Below are 22,459 nucleotides of genomic sequence, written 5' to 3' on the forward strand. Positions count from 1 at the left end.
AGCCCCGCGCCCCTTTGGGGCGCTGCTGGGGCAGCCGTCTAGACCCACTCGACCGACACGTCCCGCGTCTCGATGTGCATGCCCAGTGGTACTCGCCACGCGTCGACGCAGACCGTCCAGGTCTTGTCCTCGCGCGCGCCGGGCGCGATCGGTACCGGCAGCTGTTCCGTGGACTTGATGGTGGCCCAGTCGATCCCCAGGGCGCCGATGATGTGCGTCCCGAACGTCACCGTGCCCGAACGGACCGCCGTGCCGCCGGAGTTGCGGAAGGTCAGGGTGACGTCCTCGCACCAGCGGTGGGACGTGGGCTTGCGGGCGGGGGTGGTCCAGCTGAGGGCGGCCGGAGTCGTCGTAGGAGCGGTGGTCGGGGGCGAGGACTGCGGATGTGCGCTGCTGCGGGCGGACTTGGCGGCCGGGGGTGAAGAGGGCGGGGCGGGAGTGCTGGACGTCGGTCCTGGTGTGGTGCCTGTTTCCGTCCCCGAAGTCCCGCTTCCGGCGGGCGACTTGGGGTCGTCGAGCGGCACCAGCGTGACGCTCCCGGTCGGGTGGGCCGTCGTGGCGGATGACGGCCGGGGTGGGCCGACCGCCGCGTAACCGCCGTTGCCGCTGCCCGCGCACGCGGTCAGCGTCACGCAGACGACGGCCGCCGACGCGCCCAGGAGGGCGCCTCGGCGGCCAGTTGTCCGTGTCGAACGAAGCATCGCGCCATGGTGGCTGACACTCCGTCAAATAGGAACCCTCAGTCGGAGATGAGGCCCTCGCGCAGGGTGGACAGGGTGCGCGTGAGGAGGCGGGAGACGTGCATCTGGGAGATGCCGACCTCCTCGCCGATCTGCGACTGGGTCATGTTGGCGAAGAAGCGCAGCATGATGATCCGGCGCTCGCGGGGCGGGAGTTTGGCGAGGAGGGGCTTCAGGGACTCGCGGTACTCCACGCCCTCCAAGGCCGTGTCCTCGTAGCCGAGGCGGTCCGCCAGCGAGCCCTCGCCGCCGTCGTCCTCGGGGGCCGGGGAGTCGAGCGAGGAGGCCGTGTACGCGTTGCCGACCGCGAGGCCGTCGACGACGTCCTCCTCGGACACGCCCAGGACCGCGGCGAGTTCGGGGACGGTCGGCGACCGGTCCAGCTTCTGGGAGAGCTCGTCGCTGGCCTTCGTGAGGGCCAGCCGCAGCTCCTGGAGGCGACGCGGGACCCGCACCGACCATGACGTGTCGCGGAAGAAGCGCTTGATCTCGCCCACGACGGTCGGCATCGCGAACGTCGGGAACTCCACCCCGCGTTCGCAGTCGAAGCGGTCGATCGCCTTGATCAGGCCGATCGTGCCGACCTGGACGATGTCCTCCATCGGCTCGTTGCGGGAGCGGAAACGCGCGGCGGCGTAACGCACCAGCGGGAGATTGAGCTCGATGAGGGTGTCCCGTACGTAACCGCGCTCGGGGCTGTTCTCGTCGAGTGCGGCGAGCCGCAGGAAGAGGGAGCGGGACAGGGTGCGGGTGTCGATGGCTCCCGTGGTCGGGAGGGCCGGGGCCGGTACGGCGGGTACGGCCTCGAGGACCGTAACGGCGTCGAGTGCGGGCTCAGCCTCGCTCTTGGTGAGCGTGAGCACCTTCGAGCTGCCCTGGTCTGCGGACATGCCACCCCCTTTGGGTCGCGGGACGGTCGCGGCGATCGCCCCCGTCGGGGGAGCGGTGCCTTCACCTGAATACCGGAGCCTGGGCCACGGCAAACGCGCTTCCCGCAGAATGTCACATGTCGGCAACACGCTGTAGTGACATGTCGACTTGTCTGTTACGAAACAGCCCTGGAAAAAGGGGGTCTGACGGTTTTTCAGCGCAGAACTGACGGGAAGCGCCCTGGTGAGCGATTCGTTCGTAACGGTGACAGCTCGCTCGCGCTTTCGGTTATGCCTCGATGCGGTTCGCGGAGCGCAGCCGCTGGAAGCTACGGGCGAGTAGCCGTGAGACATGCATCTGGGAGACGCCGAGTTCCGCGCTGATCTGCGACTGGGTGAGATTGCTGTAGTAGCGCAGGAGCAGGATCCGCTGTTCGCGTTCCGGGAGTTGGACGAGCAGGTGCCGGACGAGGTCTCGGTGTTCCACGCCGTCCAGGGCCGGGTCCTCGTAGCCGAGCCGGTCCAGCAGGCCGGGCAGTCCGTCGCCCTCCTGGGCGGCCTCCAGGGAGGTCGCGTGGTACGAGCGGCCGGCCTCGATGCAGGACAGCACCTCGTCCTCGCCGATGCGCAGCCGCTCGGCGATCTCGGCGGTGCTCGGAGTGCGCCCGAAGGCGGTCGTCAGATCCTCGGTCGCCGCGTTGACCTGCACCCACAACTCGTGCAGCCGGCGCGGGACATGGACCGTACGGACGTTGTCGCGGAAGTAGCGCTTGATCTCACCGATGACGGTCGGCATCGCGAACGTGGGGAACTGCACGCCCCGGTCCGGGTCGAAGCGGTCGATGGCGTTGATCAGACCGATGGTGCCGACCTGGACGACGTCCTCCATCGGCTCGTTGCGGGAGCGGAAGCGGGCGGCGGCGTAGCGCACGAGCGGGAGGTTGGCCTCGATGAGCGCCCCGCGCACCCGGTTGTGCTCCGGCGTACCCGGCTGGAGCCCCTTGAGCTGGCCGAACAGCACCTGGGTGAGGGCCCGGGTGTCGGCGCCGCGGCTGCGCGGCGCGGCCGGCGGGGCTTCCGTGACTTCCGTGACTTCCTGGGGCGGCGCAGTACTGGCCGACACGGTCAACGCCACCTCTTCATCGGTCAACTCATCCGTCAATAGCGGTCATAGCATCACAACACATGTGCACTGTGTGCAAGCACCGCATATCACTGCGTTACGCCGTGTTGAGGGGCAAATTGGTTGACAGTACGCATAACAGCCCTCCGCCGAAACGGCGGAGGGCTGTTGAAGAGGGGTGCTCAGACTTCGTAGTCGGCGATCACCCAGGTCGCGAACTCGCGCCACAGCGCGACGCCCGCCTGGTGCGCGGGGTGTTCGACGTACCGCTTCAGGGCGTCGGCGTCGTCGGCCGAGGAGTTGATCGCGAAGTCGTAGGCGATGGGGCGGTCGCTGATGTTCCAGCCCAGCTCCCAGGAGCGCAGGTCCTCGATCAGGTCGCCGAGCGGGCGGAAGGCCTCGACGCCCGCCACGACCCGGGGGTCGTCGCGCTGGACGCCCTCGTTGAGCTTGAAGAGGACGAGGTGGCGGATCATCTGCACGCTCCCGGGTGGTCGGCTACTGCGCCCCGTCGGCCAGCCAGGTCATGAAGTCGCCGATGGCCTTCGCGGCGTCCGATATGCCTTCGAAGCCTATCTGGACGTAGTCGGCCGCCTTGGACGGGTCCGTGATGATCACGTACAGCGCGAAGACCACGAGCACATAGACGGCGATCTTCTTCGCGTTCACCGCCATCGCGGCCTCCCCTGTGACTGCTGTGCCCGAGGGCCCCCTGTTGCCGGCGGTGAGTTTAACCTTCACGGCCGTTTTTGGATCTACGCACGGAGGGCCCCGTCTCTCGACGGGGCCCTCCAGAAGCGGTAGCGGAGGGATTTGAACCCTCGGTGACTTGCGCCACACTCGCTTTCGAGGCGAGCTCCTTCGGCCGCTCGGACACGCTACCGAGAGAGACCTTACAACAAGGTGGGGTGTGGTTTGAAATCGGTAATCGGGCCCCGCCACCGTTCCTGCTAGCGGTCGCGGAAGAACTCCGTGAGCAGCTGCGCGCACTCGTCCGCGAGCACGCCTTCGATCACCTCGGGGCGGTGGTTGAGCCGCCGGTCGCGGACGACGTCGAAGAGCGAGCCGGCCGCGCCGGCCTTCTCGTCGCGGGCGCCGTAGACGACCCGGTCGACCCGGGACTGCACGAGCGCGCCCGCGCACATCGTGCAGGGCTCGAGGGTCACGACGAGGGTGCAGCCGGACAGCCGCCACTCACCGAGGTGAGCGGCGGCTCTGCGGATCGCGAGGACCTCGGCGTGCGCCGTCGGATCGCCGCTGGCCTCGCGTTCGTTGTGCCCGGTGGCGAGCACGGTCGTACCGTCCGGGGACAGTACGACCGCGCCGACCGGGACGTCGCCGCCCGGGGCGGCCGCTCCGGCCTCGTCCAGGGCGAGCCGCATCGCGGCCCGCCACCGGTCGCGTACCGGGTCCGAAGGCCCTTCTGCGCGTGCTGTGGTCAGCGGACGGTCTCCAGGACCTCCGAGGCCCCCAGGGCCTCGGCGATGGCGCTCAGCGCGTCGTCTGCGTCGAGTTGGCGCAGCTCCTTCTCGCCGACGCCCAGGTCGTCGAGGATCTGGCTGTCCCCGACCGGGCTGTGCGGAACGGCCTCGGCCGAGGTGCCGTCCTCGTCGTCGTCCTCCTCGGAGTCACCGTCCTCGGTGCCGTCGAGGTCGAGGGAGTCCAGATCGACGACGTCGTCGTCGTCCGGATCCCTGCCGAGCAGCTCGTCCGTGAGCAGGATCTCGCCGTACGAGCTGCGGGCTGCCGCAGCTGCGTCCGAGACGTAGATCCGGGGGTCGTCCTCGCCGTCGATGCGGACGACGCCGAACCAGGCGTCCTCCTGCTCGATGAGCACCAGCACCGTGTCGTCCTCGGGCGAGGCTTCACGGGCCAGTTCGGCCAGATCCGACAGGCTCTCGACATCGTCGAGCTCTGTGTCGCTCGCTTCCCACCCGTCTTCGGTGCGCGCGAGCAGTGCGGCGAAGTACACCGTGACTCTCCCACTGGTCTTAGGCGTGCCGGTTGGGGGTCCCCCCGGCGGAGGTTACGGGCGGGGAGAGCTCGTGCTCCGAGCCCCACCCACTCGGAATCGTGGCAGAAACAAGGCGTTCAGGGGACGTCTTCGGCTCCCTGTGTCCGCCCGTGTTTGATCGACCACCAGCGGGATCGTACGCGGCGATCGCCGTGCACACGCACCGGGTTGGCCTTACAAGGTCCTGTGAGACAGGCCTCAATTACCAGCGGAAGGTTCGCATACGCATGGCGTGGCGCAGCCGGGCGGCCTTGGCGCGGCGGGGCTGGACGCGGTCGCGCAGCTCACGGGCCTCGGTCAGTTCGCGCAGGAACTGTGCCCGGCGCCGTCTGCGCTCGGCATCGGTCTCCCGGCTCTCGTGCTGCGACGGGTCCTCTCGGGACTCACGGTCAGGCATCGGCTCACCACCCCGGTCCGTCCCTCCCACTTTCCCCCGGACGGGCGGTTTGATGCCAGTGCGGGCGGAATCGTGGCCGGTGGGGGCGGCGTCGCGGGCGGCCGGAGCGGGGCCGCGGCAGCCGCGGGGCCCGGCTACTGTTGTGGACATGCGTCTCCACGTCGTCGACCACCCCCTGGTCGCCCACAAGCTCACCACGCTGCGCGACCAGCGCACCGACTCCGCGACCTTCCGCCGCCTGGCCGACGAGCTGGTCACCCTGCTCGCCTACGAGGCCACGCGCGACGTGCGCACCGAACAGGTCGACATCACGACGCCGGTCGCCGCGACCACCGGCGTCAAGCTGTCCTACCCGCGCCCGCTGGTGGTGCCGATCCTGCGGGCCGGCCTCGGCATGCTGGACGGCATGGTCCGGCTGCTGCCCTCGGCCGAGGTCGGCTTCATGGGCATGGTGCGCAACGAGGAGACGCTCCAGGCCTCCACGTACGCCACGCGCATGCCGGAGGACCTTTCCGGCCGTCAGGTGTACGTCCTGGACCCGATGCTGGCCACCGGCGGCACCCTGGTCGCGGCGATCCGCGAGCTGATCAAGCGCGGCGCGGACGACGTCACCGCCGTGGTGCTGCTCGCCGCCCCCGAGGGCGTCGAGGTCATGGAGCGCGAGCTCGCGGGCACCCCGGTGACGGTCGTGACGGCCTCGGTCGACGAGCGCCTGAACGAGCACGGCTACATCGTCCCGGGCCTCGGCGACGCGGGCGACCGGCTGTACGGCGCGGCCGAGTAAGGGCGAGCAGGACTCGGGTCAACACCCGATTCCTGTACGGCTCTTACCTGCCGTGGGGCTCCCGGGCCCTACGAGCACGCCTTCGGTGAGGCACTGGCCGTCGGCGCCGGTCCGCTCAGCGCGGCCAGGGCCTTGTCGGCCGCCGCCTTCGCCGTGAGGTCCTTGAAGGCGGTGCCGATGATCAGGTCGACGGCGGTGCCCTTGCGGGTGGGCTCGGTGCGGCGCTCGGCGCCGGTGAGCTGGGTCGCGAGAACGGGCAGCGAGGTGTCGAGGGAGGCGGCGGGGCCGAGCAGTATCCCGGTGCCCTTGACCTTCTTGTCGAACTGCGCGGACGCGTTGCCCACGTCCCCGATCCTGAAGCCGCGCTTCTTGAGTTCGTCGGCGGTCGACTTGGCGAGGCCGCTGCGGGGCGTGGCGTTGTAGACGTTCACGGTGATCTGGGCGGGCTTCGGGACGGCGGCGTTCGTACTCGGCGAGGGGCTCACCTTCGACGCGCAGTCCGCCTTGGGACCGGCCGCCGCGGCCTGCTTGCCGCCGCCGGTGAAGACGTCGATGAGCTGCAACGTGCCCCACCCGCCCACACCGACCACGGCGACGGACGCGACCACCATGAGGACGAGCCGCCCGCGGCGCCGCGGACGGCGCATGCGCGGGTATTTGTCCCCCGTGATCCGGTACTGGCCGCCCATGCCTGGGGGAGTCAGCATGCTCATGAGCGCAGCGTAGTGCGCCCGGGCGACGATGCCTACTAGATGATCATTCGACAGCGCCGAGACCAACCCGAAAGGGTCAACGGTCCACCGCGGTGGGTCAGTCCAACTCGAGGACGCGCGCGTGGAGCACCTGCCGCTGCTGCAGCGCGGCGCGGACCGCGCGGTGCAGGCCGTCCTCCAGATACAGGTCGCCCTGCCACTTCACGACGTGCGCGAAGAGGTCGCCGTAGAAGGTCGAGTCCTCGGCGAGGAGGGTTTCCAGGTCGAGCTGGCCCTTGGTCGTCACCAGCTGATCGAGGCGGACCGGGCGCGGCGCGACATCCGCCCACTGCCGGGTGCTTTCCCGGCCGTGGTCGGGGTACGGCCGGCCGTTTCCGATGCGCTTGAAGATCACACGGAAAGCCTACCGGTCATGACGTTCCGGGCGCAGCCATGGAGACGGAGTGCGACGCTGGAAAAGATGCCGCAAAGCCGGGCAAAAAGGGAACCGAGGGCTGATATGAGTGACAGCGAGACGATCGCCGCCGGGTACGCCTTCACAGGACCTGCACTCGATCTGGGCGCCCTGCTCTGGGACGGAGCCTGTCTGCCCGACGCGCAGATCCGCATCCCTCTCCCCATGCTCAACCGCCACGGCCTGGTCGCGGGCGCCACCGGCACCGGCAAGACCAAGACGCTCCAGCTCATCGCCGAGCAGCTCTCGGCGCAGGGCGTGCCGGTGTTCCTCGCGGATGTGAAGGGCGATGTGTCGGGGATCTCGGCGCCGGGCGCGGCGAACGACAAGGTCGCGGGGCGGGCCGCCGAGGTCAGGCAGCAGTGGACGGCGACCGGATTCCCCGCCGAGTTCTACGCCCTCGGCGGGATCGGCCACGGCATCCCGGTCCGCGCCACGATCACCGGCTTCGGGCCGGTGCTGCTCTCCAAGGTGCTCCAGCTCAACCAGACCCAGGAGCAGTCCCTCGGCCTGATCTTCCACTACGCCGACACCAAGGGCCTGGAGCTGATCGACCTCAAGGACCTGCGGGCCGTGGTCACCTTCCTGACCTCGGACGAGGGCAAGCCGGAACTCAAGAACATCGGCGGCCTGTCCACCGCCACGGCCGGCGTGATCCTCCGCTCCCTCACCGCCTTCGAGGCGCAGGGCATGGCCGACTTTTTCGGCGAGCCCGAGTTCGACACGAGCGAGCTGCTGCGCACGGCGACGGACGGCCGGGGCATGGTCTCGGTCCTCGAACTCCCCGCCGTCCAGGACAAACCGCAGCTCTTCTCGACCTTCCTGATGTGGCTCCTCGCGGACCTCTTCCACGACCTCCCCGAGGTCGGCGACGCCGACAAGCCGAAGCTCGTCTTCTTCTTCGACGAGGCGCATCTGCTCTTCAACGACGCCTCCAAGGCCTTCCTCGACTCCATCACGCAGACCGTCCGGCTCATTCGCTCGAAAGGGGTCGGCGTCTTCTTCGTGACGCAGACCCCGAAGGACGTCCCCGGCGACGTCCTGGCCCAGCTCGGCAACCGCGTCCAGCACGCGCTGCGCGCCTTCACCCCCGACGACCAGAAGGCCCTGAAGGCCACCGTGAAGACCTTCCCGAACTCCGCCTACGACCTGGAGGAGATCCTGACGGGACTGGGCACGGGCGAGGCCGTCGTCACCGTCCTGAGCGAGAACGGCGCCCCCACCCCCGTCGCCGTCACCCGCCTGCGCGCCCCCGAGTCCCTGATGGGCCCGATCGACGCGGCCGTCCTCGACCAGGCGGTCAAGTCCTCGTCCCTGTACGGCCGTTACGCACAGGCTGTGGACAGAGAGTCGGCGTACGAGAAGCTGTCGGAGGCGCGACCGGAGCCGGCCGAGACACCGAAGGCGGCAGCCAAGAAGGCTCCGGCCAAGGAGGACGAGTCGATGGTCCAACAGGTCGTCGGCAGCGGCATGTTCAAGTCCCTGGCGCGTTCCGTCGGCACCCAGATCGGCCGCGAGATCACCCGCTCGCTGTTCGGCACGGCCCGGCGGAAGAGATAGCGCGCCGCTGAAGGTCAGAAGGGGGGGGCCAGCGCTGTCGGTCGGCTTCGGCGCCGTTGTGGCTGGGCGCGCGGTTCGCCGCGCCCCTTGGGGGGCGGCGAACCGCGGCCGATTCGGCCGACCTGCTCAGCGCTCCTGTTCCTTCGGGGCCTGTCGGGGTTCGGGCCGGCGGACGTCCGGCTTGGGCGCGTTGCGTACGGCCTCCGCGCGCAGCAGGGCGCGCAGGACCGCGTACGGGTCGATGGGCATGGCTGTGTTCCTCGCGTCGTACCGACTTGGCTGACCTTGCTCGGGGCGGTCGGTCCGTCAGCAGCGCAGGACCACGGTGCGCTGGGCGCGCAGGGTGTACGACGGTGCGTGCGGCGCGGGGAGGGGGCGGCCCTCGGGTGCCTGGGACGCCGGGGCGGGCGCCGGGCGCAGGGGTGCGGTGGGCCGGTGGACGGCGAGGGCGGAGGGCCGTAGGGCGGCGGCCGTGTCGAGGACGTCGTACTCGATGGTCGTCTCGACGGACGAGGCGACCGGTGTCGCGCGCATCTCGGCGTGGGTGCCCGGTACCAGCAGGGCGAGGAGCAGCACGAGCGCCCGCAGCCAGGCACGGCTGCGGGGGAGGCTGCGTGCGGTGCTCACGGGGGTCAATCTGCCCTGTGGGGCTACGGCGTTCATCGCGTCCGGAGTGAGATACGCCCGCATGGAGTAGGGGGGCCGGTCACAGAGCGGTCGGTACCTGCCGGGCCCGGCTCCGCATCCTGATCGCCGTGATGATCTCGACGACGCCGACCGCGACCAGCCAGATGCCGCCGACGAGGGTGAGGACGGCGACCGAGCGGAAGGGCGAGTCGATGAGGACGATGCCGGCGATGAACGTGACGATCCCGAGGAAGATCTGCCAGCCGCGCGCGGGCATGGTCTGGTCGGAGGCGGCGGCCAGGGTCTGCGTGATGCCCCGGATCAGCCAGCCGATGCCGATCCACAGGGCGAGCAGCAGGATCGACTGCATCGGGCCGCGGAAGCAGAACAGGCCCAGCACGATCGACAGCGCGCCGCTGATGAACGCCAGTACCCGCAGCGAGGTCGCCTTGTGGGTGCCGAAGGCGGAGACCAGCTGGAAGACGCCGCTGATCAGCAGGTAGATGCCGAAGAGGATGCCGGCCGCGAAGAGGGACGCGCCCGGCCATACGAGGACCAGGACGCCCAGGATCAGGGACGCGACGCCGGTGAGCAGGACGACCTGCCAGGCGGCCTTGGACAGGGCGTGCAGGGGACCTTCGAGGTCGGGTTCCCGGTAGCGCTCGTCGTGCGGGGGCCGCGGTGCGTGGGCGCGGCGGTCGTCGAACTCCGGGCCCCAGGAGGGGCCGCTCGGTGCCTCGGTCATGGTCCATGTTTTGACCGGGGTCACGCGCCCCGCCACCGGGGGCGGGCCGTCCGGCTGACGCGGTTACTTGCCGCCGGCCGCCTTCGCGGCCTTCGCCGCCGCCTTCATCTCCTGCTTGTGGGCGCGGACCTTGGCCAGGGACTCGGGGCCGGTGATGTCGGCGACGGAGCGGTAGGACTTGGCTTCGCCGTAGGCACCGGCGGCCTCGCGCCAGCCCTTCGGGGTGACGCCGAGCTGCTTGCCGAGCAGGGCCAGGAAGATCTGCGCCTTCTGCTTGCCGAACCCGGGCAGCTCCTCGAGCCGCTTCAGCAGCTCGGACCCGGTCCCGACCCCCGCCCAGACAGCGCTCGCGTCCCCGTCGTAGTGCTCGACGAGGTACTGGCACAGCTGCTGGATCCGCTTGGCCATCGAGCCCGGGTAGCGGTGCACGGCCGGCTTCTCGGAGAGGAGCGCGGCGAACGCCTCGGGGTCGCGGGCGGCGATGTCGTCCGCGTCCAGGTCGGTGGCCCCGAGCCGGTCGGCGATCGTGCGCGGCCCCTTGAACGCCCACTCCATCGGCACCTGCTGGTCGAGCAGCATCCCGACCAGCGCGGCGAGCGGGGAACGGCCGAGGAGCTCGTCGGCCTCGGGGTCCTGGGCGAGGTGAAGGGTGACGTCCATGGATCGATTCTGGCGCGTCCGGGCTCAGGATGCCCGCCAGTACCCCAACGCGTGCACCCGCTCCTTTGGCACTCCCAGTTCCTTGCGGACGTACGACGACAACGCCCGGGTCGTCGTCGTGTCGCAGGTGATCCAGACGTAGGGGTCGGGGGTGGACTTCAGGAGGTCGGGGAGTTCCGCGCGGACGCGCTCGGCCAGCCGGCCCCTGGGGAGCGCGCGGATCTCGTGGCGGTCCGGGTCGGTGCGGAGGGGGAGTCCGGCGGGCTCGCCCTCGAACCAGATCGTCGCCGGGACCGTCGAACCCACCGCGCCCAGAAGGGAGTTGACGGCGGGGACGGACGCCGGGTCGCCGATCGCGAAGAGGTGGGAGGGGGCCGGGTCGGGGGTCTCGAAGCCGGTGCCCTGGACCGTCGCCTCGATCGTGTCGCCGGGCTTCGCCGCCCGCGCCCAGTCGCTCGCGCGGCCCTCGTGCAGGGCGAACTCGAGGCCGAACGTGCCGGCCGCCGGGTCGGGGTCGACCAGGGTGTACGCCCGCTGGTGCGGCTTGCCCGCGTTGTCGAACCAGAGCCGGACCCACATCGTCGGGTGGACACCGGTCGCCGCGAGCATGCCACCGTCGGTGAGGTGGAGGCGGCGGTAGTGCGGGGTGACGTCCTCGGCCCTCGTCACGGTGAACTCGAAGTCCTTGGCGCGCAGCAGCCGGAGAACCGCGCCCTCCCATCCGCGCCCCTGTGCCATCGTCTCTTCACCCTTCGCGTACGCTTTCCCCACCAATTACTTAGGCAAGGCTAACCTAAACAACAGCCTCGAAACAGAGAAGCAGAGGGTTCACAGGGTGACGACCCAGATCTACCGCGATACCTGGGGAATCCCCCACCTGCGCGCCGGCGGCGCCGACGAACTCGCCCGCGCCCAGGGCCGCGTCACCGCCCACGACCGCGCCTGGCAGCTGGAGACCGAACGGCATCGCGCGCAGGGCACCTCGGCCGCCTTCCTCGGCATTGGCGCCCTGCCCTGGGACCTCTTCGCCCGGCGCGCCCGCCTCGACGACACGGCGAGACGCTGCTTCGCCGCCCTGGAGAAACGGGACCCGGAGACCGCGCGCTGGGTGCGGTCGTACGTCGACGGCGTCAACGAAGGTCTCGCCGAAGCGGGGTCCGAGGCCCCCGAGTTCGCCGAGTCGGGCCTGGCGCCCGGCCGTTGGGAGCCGTGGACCCCGCTCGGGGTCTGGCTCGCCACCCACATCCTGTTCGCCGGGTTCCCGGCCAAGCTGTGGCGCGAGGAGGCGATACGGCACCTCGGGCCGGACGCCGTCGGCCTGTTCGCCACGGACGGGCCCGGCACCTCGGGCAGCAACGGCTGGCTGGTGAGCGGGGCACGGACCACCACCGGCCTGCCCGTCCTCGCGGGCGACCCGCACCGCTTCATCGAGGACCCCGGCGTCTACCAGCAGGTCCACCTCTCCTGCCCGGAGTTCGACGTGGTCGGCCTCGCCGTGCCCGGCGTCCCCGGCATCGCGCACTTCGGCCACACCGGCACGGTCGCCTGGGCCATCACCAACGCGATGGCCGACTACCAGGACCTCTACCGGGAGCGCCTGCGCCGCACCGGCGCCGGTGTCGAAGCCCTTGGCCCGGACGGGAGTTGGCGGCGCGCGGCCCGGCACACGGAGACGATCGAGGTGGCGGGCGAGGCACCCGTCGAGGTCGAGATCATCGAGACCGAACGCGGACCGGTCGTCATCGGCGGGCCGGAGGGCCCCGACGGCGGAGTCACCGCGCCGCCCGGCACCCCACCCCTCGCCATCAGCCTCCGCCACCCGCCCCGCGTCACCGAGGACCTCGGCTTCACCACCCTCCTCCCCCTCCTCCGCGCCCGCCAAGTCGCCGACGTGGACCGGGCGTTCGACGACTGGGCCGAACCCGTCAACGTCGTCCAGGCCGCCGACACCGAGGGCGGACTGCTGCACCGGGTGGCCGGCAAGGTCCCGCTCCGCGCCGAGGCCAACCGCACCCGGCTCGTCCCCGCCTGGGAACCCGGCCACGACTGGCACGGCTGGCACGAGCCGCCCCGCGTTGAACCGGCCGCCGACGGCATCGCGGTCATGGCCAACCAGCGCGGCCCGGCCACTCCGCTCGGCGTCGAGTTCGCCCCACCCCACCGCGCCGACCGCATCGCCGCGCTCCTCGCCGAGCGCACGCACTGGTCCGCCGTAGACATGCCCGCGATCCACATGGACACCCAACTGGGCTCCGTCACACCCCTGTTGGAGCACCTCACCTCCCTCACCGACCTCACCCCCGAGGCCACCGCACTCCGCGACCGGCTCCTGACCTGGGACCGCCGCATGGACGCCGACAGCACGGACGCCGCCGCCTACGCGGCCGTGCGCGGCGCGGTCGTACGACGGCTCGCGGCGCACCCTGCGTTCGCCGCGCTGGCCGAGCCGCCCGCCTATCCGGAGGTGTTCCTGCCGTGGCTGGCGCTGCTTCCGCGTGTGGGTTTCGCGCTCGAACACCTGCTGGGAGCACGGGAGTTGTACGGCATCGACCGGACGGAGACTGTACGGGCGGCGGTCGAGGAAGTCGCCGCCTCACCCCTCAGCACCTGGGGCGACACCCACCGTCTGACTCCCTGGCGGGCGCTCGCCGGCACCCCAACTCCCGGGCCTGGCCTGTCCGGTGACCACGACTGCGTGCTGTGCACCTCCTCGGTGCCCGGGCTCACGGATCTGAGCGCGCGCGGCCCGGCGGCCCGCTTCGTGTGGGACCTGGCCCGGCGGGAGGACAGCCTGTGGGTGGTGCCGCTGGGCGCGTCGGGGCTGCCCGGCTCACCGCACCACCGCGACCAACTCCCCTTGTGGCTCAAGGGAGATCTGGTGCCGGTGATCACCGACTTCACCCGCCTCGAACCCGAACCTCCCGCTCGCCGCCCGGTCCACGAACAGTACGTCGACGGCTTCGGTACCGTCCGCGTCCTGCCGCTGGACCCGGCGGCCGACGCGGAGGTGATCCACCGCTGGGTGAGCGAGGAACGGGCCGCGTTCTGGGGCATGAACGGCCTCACGCAGACCCAAGTCGCCGAGATCTACGCCCACATGGAGTCTCTCGACACCCACCACGCGTACCTGGTGCTCAGGGACGACGACCCGGTCGCCCTCCTCCAGACCTACGAACCCGCCGCCGACCGCGTCGGTGACTGCTACGCCGTAGAACCGGGAGACATCGGCATCCACCTCCTCCTCGCCCCCGCCGGACCGGACGGCGCCCGCCCCGGCTGGTCGGCGGCGCTGATGGGCGTTCTCGCCGGGTACGTCCTGCTCGGTCTGGACCGGCGCCGGATCGTGGTCGATCCGGATGTGCGCAACGAGAAGGCGGTCGCGCGCTTCCTGCGGCAGGGCTTCGTGGCGGGACCGCGGGTGGTGCTGCCGGAGATCGACATCCCGGACGTGTTCCTGCCCGAAAAGCGCGCCCAACTGGCGTTTCTCCCTCGTGAGGTGGCCTTCCCGTAGCCTGCCGGAGTGACCCCAGAAGACCTCGTCGCCCACTACGGCCTGGAGCCGATCCCCCGCGAGGGCGGCCTGTTCCGCCGTACCTGGGCGGGCCCGGAACGGTCCGACGGCCGCCCCGAGGGCACCGCGATAGTCGCTCTCCTCGCGGCCCCGGACTTCTCCGCGCTGCACCGCCTGCCCGGCGACGAGGTCTGGCACTTCTACCTCGGCGACCCGCTCGAACTCCTGCTCCTCGCCCCCGACGGCACCTCCCGCACGGCGGTCCTCGGCCCTGACGTCCTGCACGGCCAGCACGTCCAGTTCACCGTGCCGGCCGGCACGTGGATGGGGGCGCGGGCGCTCGGCGCCTGGACGTTCTTCGGCTGCACGATGGCGCCCGGTTTCACCTACGACGGCTACGAGCACGGCGACGCCGCCGAACTGACCGCCCGCTACCCGTCCGAGGCCGCCCGCATCACCGGGCTGTGCCGCCCGTGAGCGGCCTGCTGACCGGCCAGGTCGCGCTGGTCACGGGCGCGGGCGGCGGCATCGGCCGGGGCATCGCCCTGCGGTTCGCCGAGGAGGGTGCGGCGGCGGTCGCGGTCCACTGTCGTACGGCGGTGGAGGCGGCGAGTGAAGTGGCGGCCCGGGTACGGGAGTTGGGCGCCCGGTCCGTCGTACTGCAAGCCGATCTGACCGACGAGGACGCCTGCCGGGCGCTGGTGCGCGAGGCGGCGGAGTTCGGCGGCGGGCGGCTGACGGCGCTGGTCAACAACGCGGGCGTACAGCCGACGCAGCCGTTGGACGGGATGACGGCGGCGGAGTGGCGGGCGGTGGTCGACACGAATCTGACGAGCGTGTTCGCGTGCACGCAGGCGGCGGCCGAGGCCATGAGGGCAGAGGGCGGAACGGTGACGCACATCGCGTCCATCGAGGCGAGCGCCCCCGCGCCGCTGCACGCGCACTACTCCGCGTCCAAGGCGGCCGTGGTGATGCACGCGCGGTCGGCGGCCCTGGAGTACGGCCCGTACGGCATCCGCGTCAACACGGTCTCGCCGGGCCTGATCGACCGGGAGGGACTGGCGGAGGCCTGGCCGGAAGGGGTGCGGAGATGGCGGGAGGCGGCACCGACCGGGCGACTCGGCCGGCCCGAGGACGTGGGCGACGCGTGCGTGTTCCTGGCGTCCCCCCTCGCCTCCTGGGTCACCGGGCACGACCTGGTCGTGGACGGCGGAGTCTCGGCCCGGCCCACGTGGTGAGCGAAGGGAACGGTTCTTCCGTACATAACCCGAGGCCTGCAAGTCCGAAGACGGAGATATGACGTGCGCCGACGACGGAATGAGGGACAGCGTTTTGGACGCGACGGAGTCAACGGCGACTACGGAGTCAACGGGGACGGCCGAGGCAGTCGGCGGCGAGGAGTTCAAGGGCTGGTGCTGCTGGGCACCGTGCTGGTCCTGCTCCTCCTCGGCAGCGCGGGCACCGCGTCCGCGCACGCCGCCCTCGAATCCACCGACCCCGCCGACGGAAGCGTCCTCAAGTCGGCCCCCCGCGCCCTCACCCTCACCTTCTCCGAGTCCGTCGCCCTGCTCGACGACTCCTTCCGCGTCTACGACCCCGACAACCGGCGGGTGAAGACGAGTTCCGCGCACCACGCGAAGGACGCCGGCGACACGGCGAGCGTGACCCTCCCGGCCAAGCTCGGCACCGGCACCTTCACGGTCGCCTGGCGGGTCGTCTCGGCCGACAGCCACCCCGTCTCGGGCGCCTTCACCTTCTCCATCGGCAAACCCTCCGCCACCACCACCCCGATCAGCACGGCCCCGAACGAGAACCCGCTGACGGCCAGCCTGTACGACACAGCCCGCTACTTCGCGTACATAGCCGCCGCCCTCCTCATCGGCACGGCCACCTTCCTGGCCCTGTGCCGCCCCCCGAACCCCACGGTCCTCAACAAGCCGATCCTGACGGGTTGGTGGACCCTCCTCGCGTCCACCCTGGCCCTCCTGATCCTCCGCGCCCCCTACGAGGCGGGCACGGGCCTGGCCACGGCGTTCGACCCCGCCGCCCTCCCTCGCACGCTCACCACCCGCCCCGGCGAGGCCCTGGCGGCCCGCCTGCTCCTCCTCGCCGCAACGGCGGCCTTTCTCCTACGACTCCGGGGCCGGGACCGGTTCGGACGGGTCGCCCTGGGGACGGGCACCGCCCTGGCCGTCGGCCTGGCCCTGACCTGGGCGTCGGCGGAGCACGCGTCCGCCGGCATCCAGGTACCGGTGGCGATGACCTCGGCGGTCCTGCACCTGCTCGCGATGTCGGTCTGGCTGGGCGGCCTCACGGCCCTGCTCACCGTCCTCTACCGCTCACCCGACCTCGACGCGGCCCCGGTCGCCCGCTTCTCCCGCCTCGCCTTCATCTCGGTCACCGTCCTGGTCGTCACCGGCATCTACCAGTCCTGGCGCGGCCTCGGCTCCTGGAACGCCCTGACCGGCACGTCCTACGGCCACATCCTGCTGGTGAAACTCGGCGCGGTGGTACTGCTGCTCGCGGCGGCGGCCTGGTCGAGACAGTGGACGGCACGGTTGGCGGGGGCGGAAGTACCGCTCCGGGTACCGGAGTTGGTGAAGACGGGGGCAGACGGGACGCCACATTCCACCAGCCGGGGTGAGGGCGAGGCCCTCCCGGACCCCGGCGCCGGTGACGGCTCCCCGGACGGATACCGCCGCGGCCTCCGCCGCTCGGTCCTGCTCGAAGTGGCCGTAGGCGTCATTGTGTTGGTGATCACCACCCTGCTGACCAACACACTCCCCGGCAGGGCAGCGGCGGAGGCACAGCAGACGGCGACCCCGGCCGACATCCCCGCGGCCTCCGTCACCATGGTCCCCTTCCGCGTCGGCAACGCCGGCGGCAAGGTACAGATCACCCTCGACCCCGGCCGCGTCGGTCTGAACTCGGTCGAGGCAGTCGTCTACGGCCCCGACGGCGGCTTCGCCACGGTCCCCGAACTCCGCCTCTCCTTCACCCTCCCGTCCCAGAAGATCGGCCCCCTCGACGCCAACATCAAGGACGAGGGCGGCTACTGGGGCACCAACTCCCTCAACCTCCCCATCGCCGGCACCTGGACGATGAAGGTGACGGTCCGGACATCGGACATCGACCAGGTGAGCGTGGAACGGCGGGTGCGGATCGTGCGGTAGCAGGGCGGAGCGCGTGGTCATGTCGGCTGTTTGCTGGCCCGCCACTCCAGTGCCTGGGGTTCCTCGGTGAACTCGATCAGGTGCTGGCCGGTGAACGGCCGGAGCGCGTCCCGGACTTCGGTCGGAGTGGCGTAGAAGAACTCCTTCCGACCGTTCACCTGGTTCACCCGGCGTGGGGCGAACTGGCGGTGGAGTTCTGATTCGAGGCCCACCGCGTCCTTGCTGAAGATCAGCGCGTGGACGTCGAAGCGGAACGGCACCGCGGCGCCGCTCAATTCGTAGATCCGGTCCAGTGGTTCGAGTCTTCGGGTCATGCCGATCTTGACGACGCGGTCTCCGAAGGCACCGACGTTCGAGATGACGTACACGTAACCGGTGCGGATGTTCGCCGCGCGGGTCTCGACGTCCTGCAACGCGCCCTCGATCTCGGCAAGTTTGGCCTCCATCTCGGCGACGGCCGCCTCGTCGCCGCGCTCGCGGAGCCGGTCGAGGGCCGCCTGATAGTGGCCGAGTTCCTTGTTCAACTTCTCGCGCTGTCGGTCGAGTTCGCGCTGGACGGCCGCCTCCTCGCGCTCCTTGGCGCGAGCCTCGCGCTGGGCCTCCTTCTCCTCGTCCTTCTTCTGCAGGAAGTCGGCGGTCAGCTCCAACTCCCGTACCCGCGCGTTGTGGTACTCGTCGCTGATGCGGATGTGCATGGTGGCGCCGAGCTTGGCGATCGTCTCGCGGCTCTTGTAGAGACGGTCGACGAGTGAGCGCAGCCGGTGCGGACGCATGGTCCGCACTGCGTAGTCGGCCTCGGCGTTGTAGGCGCGCAGCATCAGCTTGGAGAAGTCGCGGACCATCTTCTGGCCCTCGCGGGTGGAGCCGTTGACCGTCCAGCCCGTGATGGCGAGTACGGCCTGGTCGGTGCGGGCGAGGTTCTTGATCTCCGTCTGCAGGGTGTCGAGCCGGCTGCGGTAGGCGATGGCGTCGTGCAGGGCGTGCCGGTAGGCGTAGACACCGGCCTCCTGCAGCATTGCGGTCTCGTCGGTGACCACGATCCGCGCCTGCAGCTCGGCGAGCCGCCGCTCACCGTCGAACACCTCCTGGCGCTGGCGGTCGGCGTCCTTGCGGACCCGCTCGGTCTCCTTCGCGGTCCGACGGGAGTCGTCGAGGATCTCCTTGGCCGTCTCCCGAGCATCCTTCAACACCCCCTGGGCCTCCGCGGCGGCCTCGGCGGCTGACCGCTCGCGCAGCTCGGCCGCCTCCAACTCGGTCCGCCGTACCAGATCGGCCACCTGCGCGGCCTCCAGCCCCTGCGTCCTGGTGATCCAGGCCCGCAACTCGTCGGCCTCGGACAGGGCGTCGGCACGCCGACGACCGAACAGTCCGCTCTTACGGGGTGCGGGCACGGCGGGAGAGGCCGGTTCGGGCACTGCCGGCGTGACGGTCCCAGGAGCAGCCGCCTCCGGCACCCACAACTGCCAGCCGTCCGGAGGCGGCGGCCACGTCGGGTCGGGCACCCAGTCCGGCGGCGGCGCCCAACCCGGAGGCGGCACAGGCCAGCCGGGTGGCGGATTGAACCGGAAAGCACTCATCGACCCATCCCCCCTGAGCACCGTCCCCCTGACGGATGGTCACATTCTGTCGCCGAGCTGCTACTTGCTCACCCCGGATTTCCTGCTCGTGATCGTTCTGTGACCGTGCGTAAGACCGAGCCGCTCCACCCACCCCGATATCGCCCCGGCGATCACCTCCGGCTGGTCCTCGGGTGTGTGATGCCCAGCTACGGCGTCGTAGTGCTCGATCTCCAGGGCCGCGATGTTCGCGGCGCACCAGGCGATGATGTCCGAGGTCGTCATCGTCCCGGCCCCGGGTGTGAACGTGAGCAGCAGCTTGGGTACGTCCGGGCTGGTCGTCAGCCAGCGGTCGTAGGCCTCGATCCTGGCCACGACGTCGGCGGGTTCGCCGCCCAGCGGCATCGAGCGGGCCCAGCGCAGGAGGGGCCGCCGGCTCTCCCGGGTCGGGTACGGCTCGCGGTAGACGGCGAGGTCGGCCGCCGCGAGTGGGGTCGCGGAGGCGGCGGGCAGGGCCTCTTCGATGAAGGCGTTCTCGTCGAGGATCATGGCCTCGCCGACGCCGTCCGTCTTGATCGCGCGGAACAGCTCCCTGCCCCCTTCGGGGAACTCCTCCCAGGTCATCGGCTTGACGATGGTCTCCGTGAACGCGATGCCCCGCACCCGGTCCGGATGGCGCGCGGCCCAGTCGAAGGCCAGGGCACCGCCCCAGTCGTGACCCACCAGCACGACGTCCCGCAGTCCGAGCGCGTCGAACCAGGCGTCCAGATAGCGGGCTTGGTCGGCGAAGTCGTAGGAGATGGCCGGCTTGCCCGACTCGCCCATGCCGATGAGGTCGGGGGCCAGGAGTCGTCCGGTCGTCACACCCGGCAGGACGTTCCGCCACAGGTGGGACGAGGTCGGGTTGCCGTGCAGGAAGACGATCGGTGCTCCGGTGCCCGACTCCCGGTGGGTCATGGTCGAGTCGAGGACGTGGGTTACCAGCGAGGTCGTCATCGGAACGCCGCCGCGTTGCGCTCCGCCCATGCCGCGAATGTGCCCGGCGCCCGCCCCAGCACCCGCTCCACATCAGGGCTCACCCGCCGCTCCTCCTCGGTCGGCTCGCCCAGGATGGCCAGCGTGCCCTCGACGACAGGGAGCGGCATGAAGCTTGCCATCAGGTCGTACGCCTCCGCGCGGGACTGCTCCGTGAAGGTCACCGGCTCGCCCAGTGCCGCCGCTATGGCAGCCGCCCGCGCGCGGGGTGTCGTCGGCGCCGGACCGGTCAGGGTGTAGGTCGCGCCCGCGTGTGCGTCCTCGCGCAGGACGGTCGCGGCGACCGCTGCCACGTCGTCGGGGTCCACGAACGGCAGGCCCACGTCCCCGAAGGGTGCCGCCGCCGTGCGCCGGGCACGGATCGACTCGGCCCAGGCGTACGCGTTGCTGTCCAGCCCGCCCGGCCGCAGGATCGTCCAGTCGAGGCCCGACTCCCTTACGGCCGTCTCGAATCGGCGGGGAAGCGCGTACACCTCCGGTCGCGTCCCCGCGCCCTGCGAGGACACCAGCACCACCTTGCGGACACCGGCCGCCTTGGCCACGTCCAGGACGTCGTACGGCCGCTCGCCCGCCGCCAGCAGGAACAGCGAGTCCGCGCCCTCGAACGCGCCCCGCAGACTCTCCGGTTCGGACAGGTCGGCGGCCACCGTCCCCGGTCCGGTGATGTTCCGGGCCACCGCCGTCACCGGGACCCCGTCCTCCGTGAGCAACCGCACCAGCGTCCGTCCGACATTCCCGGTCGCACCCGTCACCACGATCATCTCGATACCCCCGTCGCCGTACGCATGTATGAGTTAGTTGGCTGACTAACTCCGTCGGGAATGACGCTAGCACGATCGACCCGCCCATTGTCTATAGTTAGTCAGATGACTGACTCAAAGGATTCCCGGCCCGCCCGGCCCGTCGCCGCTGTCGCCGTCGGCAAGCGGCAGCGGCTCACCACCGCCACCGCCCGGGTCCTGCACGAGCAGGGCGTGGAGCGCACGACCATCGCCGACATCGCCCGTGCCGCCGACGTCCCGACGGGCAACGTCTACTACTACTTCAAGACCAAGGACGAGCTGATCGAGGCGGCCCTCTCCGAGCACACCGGCAACCTCGCGACCCTGACCGCGCGGCTCGACCAGCTCCCCGACCCGCGCGAACGCCTCAAGGCCCTCGTCGGCGGCTGGGTCGACCAGAAGGACATCGCGGCCCGCCACGGCTGCCCCATGGGCACCCTCGCCGTAGAGCTGGACAAGCGGTACGAGGACGGTCTCGATCTCGCCGCGGGGCAGGTCATACGAGGGTTGGTGGACTGGGTGGAGCAGCAGTACCGACAGCTCGGCGCGGCCGATCCCGAGGGGCTCGCCCTCACCCTCGTCGCCGCCTACCAGGGCATGTCGTTGCTCTCCAACGCCCTGCGCGACCCGGAGATCATGACCCGCGAAGGGGCCCGGCTCATAAGGGAGTTGGACGCCCTGGTCGTGGCCTGAACGACTCCTACCGCTGTCCCCGGATGCGCTGCGCGACCTCGCTGTTCTCGGTCTCCCACCAGGGGCGGACGAGTTCAGGACCCTCGGCCGATGCCGCGGCCTCCGTGGGTGTCGCCCGCTCCAACTCCGTGTCCAGTCGCCGGTCCAGCGCGACCGTCTCGACGCGTTCCGTCCGCGCCCACTGCACCAGGATCGCGAGCAGGAAGGGGATCGCGACCAGTTCCGCGATGCCGACCATCGCGCCGCCGCCGAGCTGCTGGTCGTGCTGGACGTCCGGCGCCCAGGACGGCGAGTGGGCGAGGTACCAGGAACCGGCGATCAGCGTGCCGTGGGTCATCACCACGATGCCCGGCACCGCGTCGATGATCCCGTCGACGAACACCAGCGCGGCCCGCACCGGATGCGTGCACCAGGAGGGCAGCGCCTCCTCGCGGGTGAGCACGGGCAGGACGAACAGGCTCCCGGCGAGCAGCAGTTGGAGGTACATGAGCTGGTGCAGCCAGCCGTTGGCCAACGCCGTCTCGAAGTACGGCGTGAAGTAGATCGTCAGTTCTGTCGTCAGGACGAGGGCCGTGCTGACGAGAGGGAAGGTGAGCAGCCGGAGCAGGCGGCCGGTCATGGCTCCCTGCGCCCGCGTCGCCGCGCGTTCCGGCAGGGCGCGCAGAGCCAGCCGTAGCGGATCGCCGAGGGCCAGGCCGAGCGGGGCGATCAGGTCGAGGAGGACGTTCTGGACGGCGGCCGGCCAGAACAGCACGCGGTCGTAGACGGCGAGCGCGGACATCGTGGCGACCACGATCGTGCCGAGGCCGAACACCGCGAACGCGAGTGTCCGCGCCACCGGCCAGGACTCGCCCCGGCGACGAAGCCGCAGGACGCCCCAGCCGTACAGGCCGCCGAGGAGTACGACGACCAGCAGCGCGGGGACGTCCGCCTGCCAGGAGGAGAAGAGCCGTCCCACGGTGAGCTGTGGCAGGTTCTCCATCGCGATCTACCTCCACCCACGCCTGCCGGACCTGCCGCAGC

At 70.8% G+C, this 22,459-nt stretch carries 26 protein-coding genes and 1 tRNA gene; 7 read left to right on the forward strand and 20 right to left on the reverse strand.

All coding sequences use genetic code 11. The features are described from left to right. Window positions 1-38 precede the first annotated feature (38 nt). The 9 genes from SSP08S_RS58810 to SSP08S_RS40135 form a co-directional block, all read right to left on the reverse strand. Entirely contained in the window at window positions 39-701 is a 663-nt protein-coding gene (locus SSP08S_RS58810; protein ID WP_043260105.1) for a hypothetical protein, read from the reverse strand. Window positions 702-739: 38 nt separating this feature from the next. Then, window positions 740-1,630 carry an RNA polymerase sigma factor SigF gene (locus SSP08S_RS40100; protein WP_019073292.1) on the reverse strand — a complete coding sequence of 297 codons (891 nt, stop codon included), beginning with the start codon at window positions 1,628-1,630 and terminating at the stop codon, window positions 740-742. Window positions 1,631-1,898: 268 nt separating this feature from the next. Beyond that, window positions 1,899-2,771, reverse strand: a complete 873-nt coding sequence (locus SSP08S_RS40105) for an RNA polymerase sigma factor SigF (RefSeq protein WP_078532672.1) — start codon at window positions 2,769-2,771, stop codon at window positions 1,899-1,901. Between the two features lie 143 nt (window positions 2,772-2,914). Beyond that, a complete protein-coding gene (locus tag SSP08S_RS40110; protein ID WP_019073294.1) occupies window positions 2,915-3,208 on the reverse strand; it encodes a Dabb family protein in 294 nt (97 codons plus the stop codon). 22 nt (window positions 3,209-3,230) lie between these two features. Beyond that, window positions 3,231-3,407, reverse strand: coding sequence for a hypothetical protein (locus SSP08S_RS62680; protein WP_019073295.1), 177 nt, complete (start codon window positions 3,405-3,407; stop codon window positions 3,231-3,233). Between the two features lie 123 nt (window positions 3,408-3,530). Continuing rightward, window positions 3,531-3,615, reverse strand: a tRNA-Ser gene (locus SSP08S_RS40120). A gap of 67 nt (window positions 3,616-3,682) precedes the next feature. Then, window positions 3,683-4,114, reverse strand: coding sequence for a tRNA adenosine(34) deaminase TadA (gene tadA / locus SSP08S_RS40125; RefSeq protein ID WP_019073296.1), 432 nt, complete (start codon window positions 4,112-4,114; stop codon window positions 3,683-3,685). Between the two features lie 56 nt (window positions 4,115-4,170). Continuing rightward, window positions 4,171-4,704 (reverse strand): tRNA adenosine deaminase-associated protein, encoded by a 534-nt coding sequence (locus tag SSP08S_RS40130; protein WP_019073297.1) that lies wholly within the window; start codon window positions 4,702-4,704, stop codon window positions 4,171-4,173. Window positions 4,705-4,948: 244 nt separating this feature from the next. Next, on the reverse strand, window positions 4,949-5,143 hold the full coding sequence (locus SSP08S_RS40135; RefSeq protein WP_019073298.1) for a hypothetical protein: 195 nt from the start codon (window positions 5,141-5,143) through the stop codon (window positions 4,949-4,951). 148 nt (window positions 5,144-5,291) lie between these two features. Between SSP08S_RS40135 and upp the strand changes: the two genes are divergently transcribed. Further along, window positions 5,292-5,927, forward strand: a complete 636-nt coding sequence (gene upp / locus SSP08S_RS40140; RefSeq protein ID WP_019073299.1) for a uracil phosphoribosyltransferase — start codon at window positions 5,292-5,294, stop codon at window positions 5,925-5,927. A gap of 68 nt (window positions 5,928-5,995) precedes the next feature. Here upp and SSP08S_RS40145 read toward each other — a convergent pair whose 3' ends face one another. Beyond that, window positions 5,996-6,616: a LytR C-terminal domain-containing protein gene (locus SSP08S_RS40145; RefSeq protein ID WP_019073300.1), complete on the reverse strand. Its 621-nt coding sequence runs from the start codon at window positions 6,614-6,616 to the stop codon at window positions 5,996-5,998. Window positions 6,617-6,737: 121 nt separating this feature from the next. Further along, window positions 6,738-7,034: a type II toxin-antitoxin system VapB family antitoxin gene (locus SSP08S_RS40150; protein WP_003999914.1), complete on the reverse strand. Its 297-nt coding sequence runs from the start codon at window positions 7,032-7,034 to the stop codon at window positions 6,738-6,740. A gap of 105 nt (window positions 7,035-7,139) precedes the next feature. Between SSP08S_RS40150 and SSP08S_RS40155 the strand changes: the two genes are divergently transcribed. Continuing rightward, window positions 7,140-8,654, forward strand: coding sequence for a helicase HerA-like domain-containing protein (locus tag SSP08S_RS40155; protein WP_019073301.1), 1,515 nt, complete (start codon window positions 7,140-7,142; stop codon window positions 8,652-8,654). Between the two features lie 126 nt (window positions 8,655-8,780). Here SSP08S_RS40155 and SSP08S_RS64325 read toward each other — a convergent pair whose 3' ends face one another. From SSP08S_RS64325 to SSP08S_RS40180, 5 genes are all read right to left on the reverse strand, one after another. After that, window positions 8,781-8,903 carry a hypothetical protein gene (locus SSP08S_RS64325; RefSeq protein ID WP_019073302.1) on the reverse strand — a complete coding sequence of 41 codons (123 nt, stop codon included), beginning with the start codon at window positions 8,901-8,903 and terminating at the stop codon, window positions 8,781-8,783. A 57-nt stretch (window positions 8,904-8,960) separates the two neighbouring features. Further along, the gene (locus SSP08S_RS40165; protein WP_019073303.1) at window positions 8,961-9,281 is read right to left on the reverse strand and encodes a hypothetical protein; all 321 of its coding nucleotides are present in this window, start codon (window positions 9,279-9,281) and stop codon (window positions 8,961-8,963) included. Between the two features lie 79 nt (window positions 9,282-9,360). After that, window positions 9,361-10,026: an HdeD family acid-resistance protein gene (locus tag SSP08S_RS40170; protein ID WP_019073304.1), complete on the reverse strand. Its 666-nt coding sequence runs from the start codon at window positions 10,024-10,026 to the stop codon at window positions 9,361-9,363. Between the two features lie 63 nt (window positions 10,027-10,089). Beyond that, complete coding sequence (locus SSP08S_RS40175; protein ID WP_019073305.1) at window positions 10,090-10,686, reverse strand: HhH-GPD-type base excision DNA repair protein; 597 nt, start codon at window positions 10,684-10,686, stop codon at window positions 10,090-10,092. A 24-nt stretch (window positions 10,687-10,710) separates the two neighbouring features. After that, window positions 10,711-11,424 (reverse strand): siderophore-interacting protein, encoded by a 714-nt coding sequence (locus SSP08S_RS40180; RefSeq protein ID WP_019073306.1) that lies wholly within the window; start codon window positions 11,422-11,424, stop codon window positions 10,711-10,713. 97 nt (window positions 11,425-11,521) lie between these two features. On the opposite strand from SSP08S_RS40180, the gene SSP08S_RS56815 reads away from it, so the two are divergent. The 4 genes from SSP08S_RS56815 to SSP08S_RS40200 all read left to right on the forward strand — a co-directional run bounded on the left by SSP08S_RS56815 (window position 11,522) and on the right by SSP08S_RS40200 (window position 17,370). Next, on the forward strand, window positions 11,522-14,197 hold the full coding sequence (locus SSP08S_RS56815) for a GNAT family N-acetyltransferase (RefSeq protein ID WP_019073307.1): 2,676 nt from the start codon (window positions 11,522-11,524) through the stop codon (window positions 14,195-14,197). Window positions 14,198-14,206: 9 nt separating this feature from the next. After that, the gene (locus tag SSP08S_RS40190; protein WP_019073308.1) at window positions 14,207-14,674 is read left to right on the forward strand and encodes a cupin domain-containing protein; all 468 of its coding nucleotides are present in this window, start codon (window positions 14,207-14,209) and stop codon (window positions 14,672-14,674) included. Beyond that, window positions 14,662-15,435: an SDR family NAD(P)-dependent oxidoreductase gene (locus SSP08S_RS40195; protein WP_019073309.1), complete on the forward strand. Its 774-nt coding sequence runs from the start codon at window positions 14,662-14,664 to the stop codon at window positions 15,433-15,435. Before SSP08S_RS40190 ends, SSP08S_RS40195 begins: the two co-directional genes overlap by 13 nt. Before the next feature lie 174 nt (window positions 15,436-15,609). Beyond that, window positions 15,610-17,370, forward strand: coding sequence for a copper resistance CopC/CopD family protein (locus SSP08S_RS40200; RefSeq protein ID WP_019073310.1), 1,761 nt, complete (start codon window positions 15,610-15,612; stop codon window positions 17,368-17,370). Between the two features lie 17 nt (window positions 17,371-17,387). On the opposite strand, the gene SSP08S_RS56820 is transcribed toward SSP08S_RS40200, so the two are convergent. The 3 genes from SSP08S_RS56820 to SSP08S_RS40215 are packed head-to-tail and all read right to left on the reverse strand — an operon-like array spanning window position 17,388 to window position 20,722. Continuing rightward, window positions 17,388-18,947, reverse strand: a complete 1,560-nt coding sequence (locus tag SSP08S_RS56820; protein ID WP_043260108.1) for an SNIPE associated domain-containing protein — start codon at window positions 18,945-18,947, stop codon at window positions 17,388-17,390. Window positions 18,948-19,007: 60 nt separating this feature from the next. Next, window positions 19,008-19,952: a haloalkane dehalogenase gene (locus SSP08S_RS40210; protein ID WP_245608051.1), complete on the reverse strand. Its 945-nt coding sequence runs from the start codon at window positions 19,950-19,952 to the stop codon at window positions 19,008-19,010. Continuing rightward, window positions 19,919-20,722 carry an NAD(P)H-binding protein gene (locus SSP08S_RS40215; protein WP_019073312.1) on the reverse strand — a complete coding sequence of 268 codons (804 nt, stop codon included), beginning with the start codon at window positions 20,720-20,722 and terminating at the stop codon, window positions 19,919-19,921. The genes SSP08S_RS40210 and SSP08S_RS40215 overlap by 34 nt, the downstream gene beginning before the upstream one ends. A gap of 105 nt (window positions 20,723-20,827) precedes the next feature. Here SSP08S_RS40215 and SSP08S_RS40220 point away from each other — a divergent pair, with 105 nt between their 5' ends. Beyond that, the gene (locus SSP08S_RS40220; protein ID WP_019073313.1) at window positions 20,828-21,436 is read left to right on the forward strand and encodes a TetR/AcrR family transcriptional regulator; all 609 of its coding nucleotides are present in this window, start codon (window positions 20,828-20,830) and stop codon (window positions 21,434-21,436) included. Between the two features lie 7 nt (window positions 21,437-21,443). On the opposite strand, the gene SSP08S_RS40225 is transcribed toward SSP08S_RS40220, so the two are convergent. Further along, window positions 21,444-22,418 (reverse strand): cytochrome c oxidase assembly protein, encoded by a 975-nt coding sequence (locus SSP08S_RS40225; RefSeq protein WP_019073314.1) that lies wholly within the window; start codon window positions 22,416-22,418, stop codon window positions 21,444-21,446. Window positions 22,419-22,459 lie beyond the last annotated feature (41 nt).

The organism is Streptomyces hokutonensis (genome assembly GCF_000376565.1).
Classification (GTDB): Bacteria; Actinomycetota; Actinomycetes; order Streptomycetales; family Streptomycetaceae; genus Streptomyces; species Streptomyces hokutonensis.

Bases quoted from the DNA above. Each gene is read 5' to 3' on its own strand.
- SSP08S_RS58810 (WP_043260105.1), bottom strand. From the start codon at position 701: ATGCTTCGTTCGACACGGACAACTGGCCGCCGAGGCGCCCTCCTGGGC.
- SSP08S_RS40100 (WP_019073292.1), bottom strand. From the start codon at position 1,630: ATGTCCGCAGACCAGGGCAGCTCGAAGGTGCTCACGCTCACCAAGAGC.
- SSP08S_RS40110 (WP_019073294.1), bottom strand. From the start codon at position 3,208: ATGATCCGCCACCTCGTCCTCTTCAAGCTCAACGAGGGCGTCCAGCGC.
- SSP08S_RS62680 (WP_019073295.1), bottom strand. From the start codon at position 3,407: ATGGCGGTGAACGCGAAGAAGATCGCCGTCTATGTGCTCGTGGTCTTC.
- tadA (WP_019073296.1), bottom strand. From the start codon at position 4,114: ATGCGGCTCGCCCTGGACGAGGCCGGAGCGGCCGCCCCGGGCGGCGAC.
- SSP08S_RS40135 (WP_019073298.1), bottom strand. From the start codon at position 5,143: ATGCCTGACCGTGAGTCCCGAGAGGACCCGTCGCAGCACGAGAGCCGG.
- upp (WP_019073299.1), top strand. From the start codon at position 5,292: ATGCGTCTCCACGTCGTCGACCACCCCCTGGTCGCCCACAAGCTCACC.
- SSP08S_RS40145 (WP_019073300.1), bottom strand. From the start codon at position 6,616: ATGGGCGGCCAGTACCGGATCACGGGGGACAAATACCCGCGCATGCGC.
- SSP08S_RS40155 (WP_019073301.1), top strand. From the start codon at position 7,140: ATGAGTGACAGCGAGACGATCGCCGCCGGGTACGCCTTCACAGGACCT.
- SSP08S_RS64325 (WP_019073302.1), bottom strand. From the start codon at position 8,903: ATGCCCATCGACCCGTACGCGGTCCTGCGCGCCCTGCTGCGCGCGGAG.
- SSP08S_RS40170 (WP_019073304.1), bottom strand. From the start codon at position 10,026: ATGACCGAGGCACCGAGCGGCCCCTCCTGGGGCCCGGAGTTCGACGAC.
- SSP08S_RS40175 (WP_019073305.1), bottom strand. From the start codon at position 10,686: ATGGACGTCACCCTTCACCTCGCCCAGGACCCCGAGGCCGACGAGCTC.
- SSP08S_RS40180 (WP_019073306.1), bottom strand. From the start codon at position 11,424: ATGGCACAGGGGCGCGGATGGGAGGGCGCGGTTCTCCGGCTGCTGCGC.
- SSP08S_RS56820 (WP_043260108.1), bottom strand. From the start codon at position 18,947: ATGAGTGCTTTCCGGTTCAATCCGCCACCCGGCTGGCCTGTGCCGCCT.
- SSP08S_RS40210 (WP_245608051.1), bottom strand. From the start codon at position 19,952: ATGGGCGGAGCGCAACGCGGCGGCGTTCCGATGACGACCTCGCTGGTA.
- SSP08S_RS40215 (WP_019073312.1), bottom strand. From the start codon at position 20,722: ATGATCGTGGTGACGGGTGCGACCGGGAATGTCGGACGGACGCTGGTG.
- SSP08S_RS40220 (WP_019073313.1), top strand. From the start codon at position 20,828: ATGACTGACTCAAAGGATTCCCGGCCCGCCCGGCCCGTCGCCGCTGTC.
- SSP08S_RS40225 (WP_019073314.1), bottom strand. From the start codon at position 22,418: ATGGAGAACCTGCCACAGCTCACCGTGGGACGGCTCTTCTCCTCCTGG.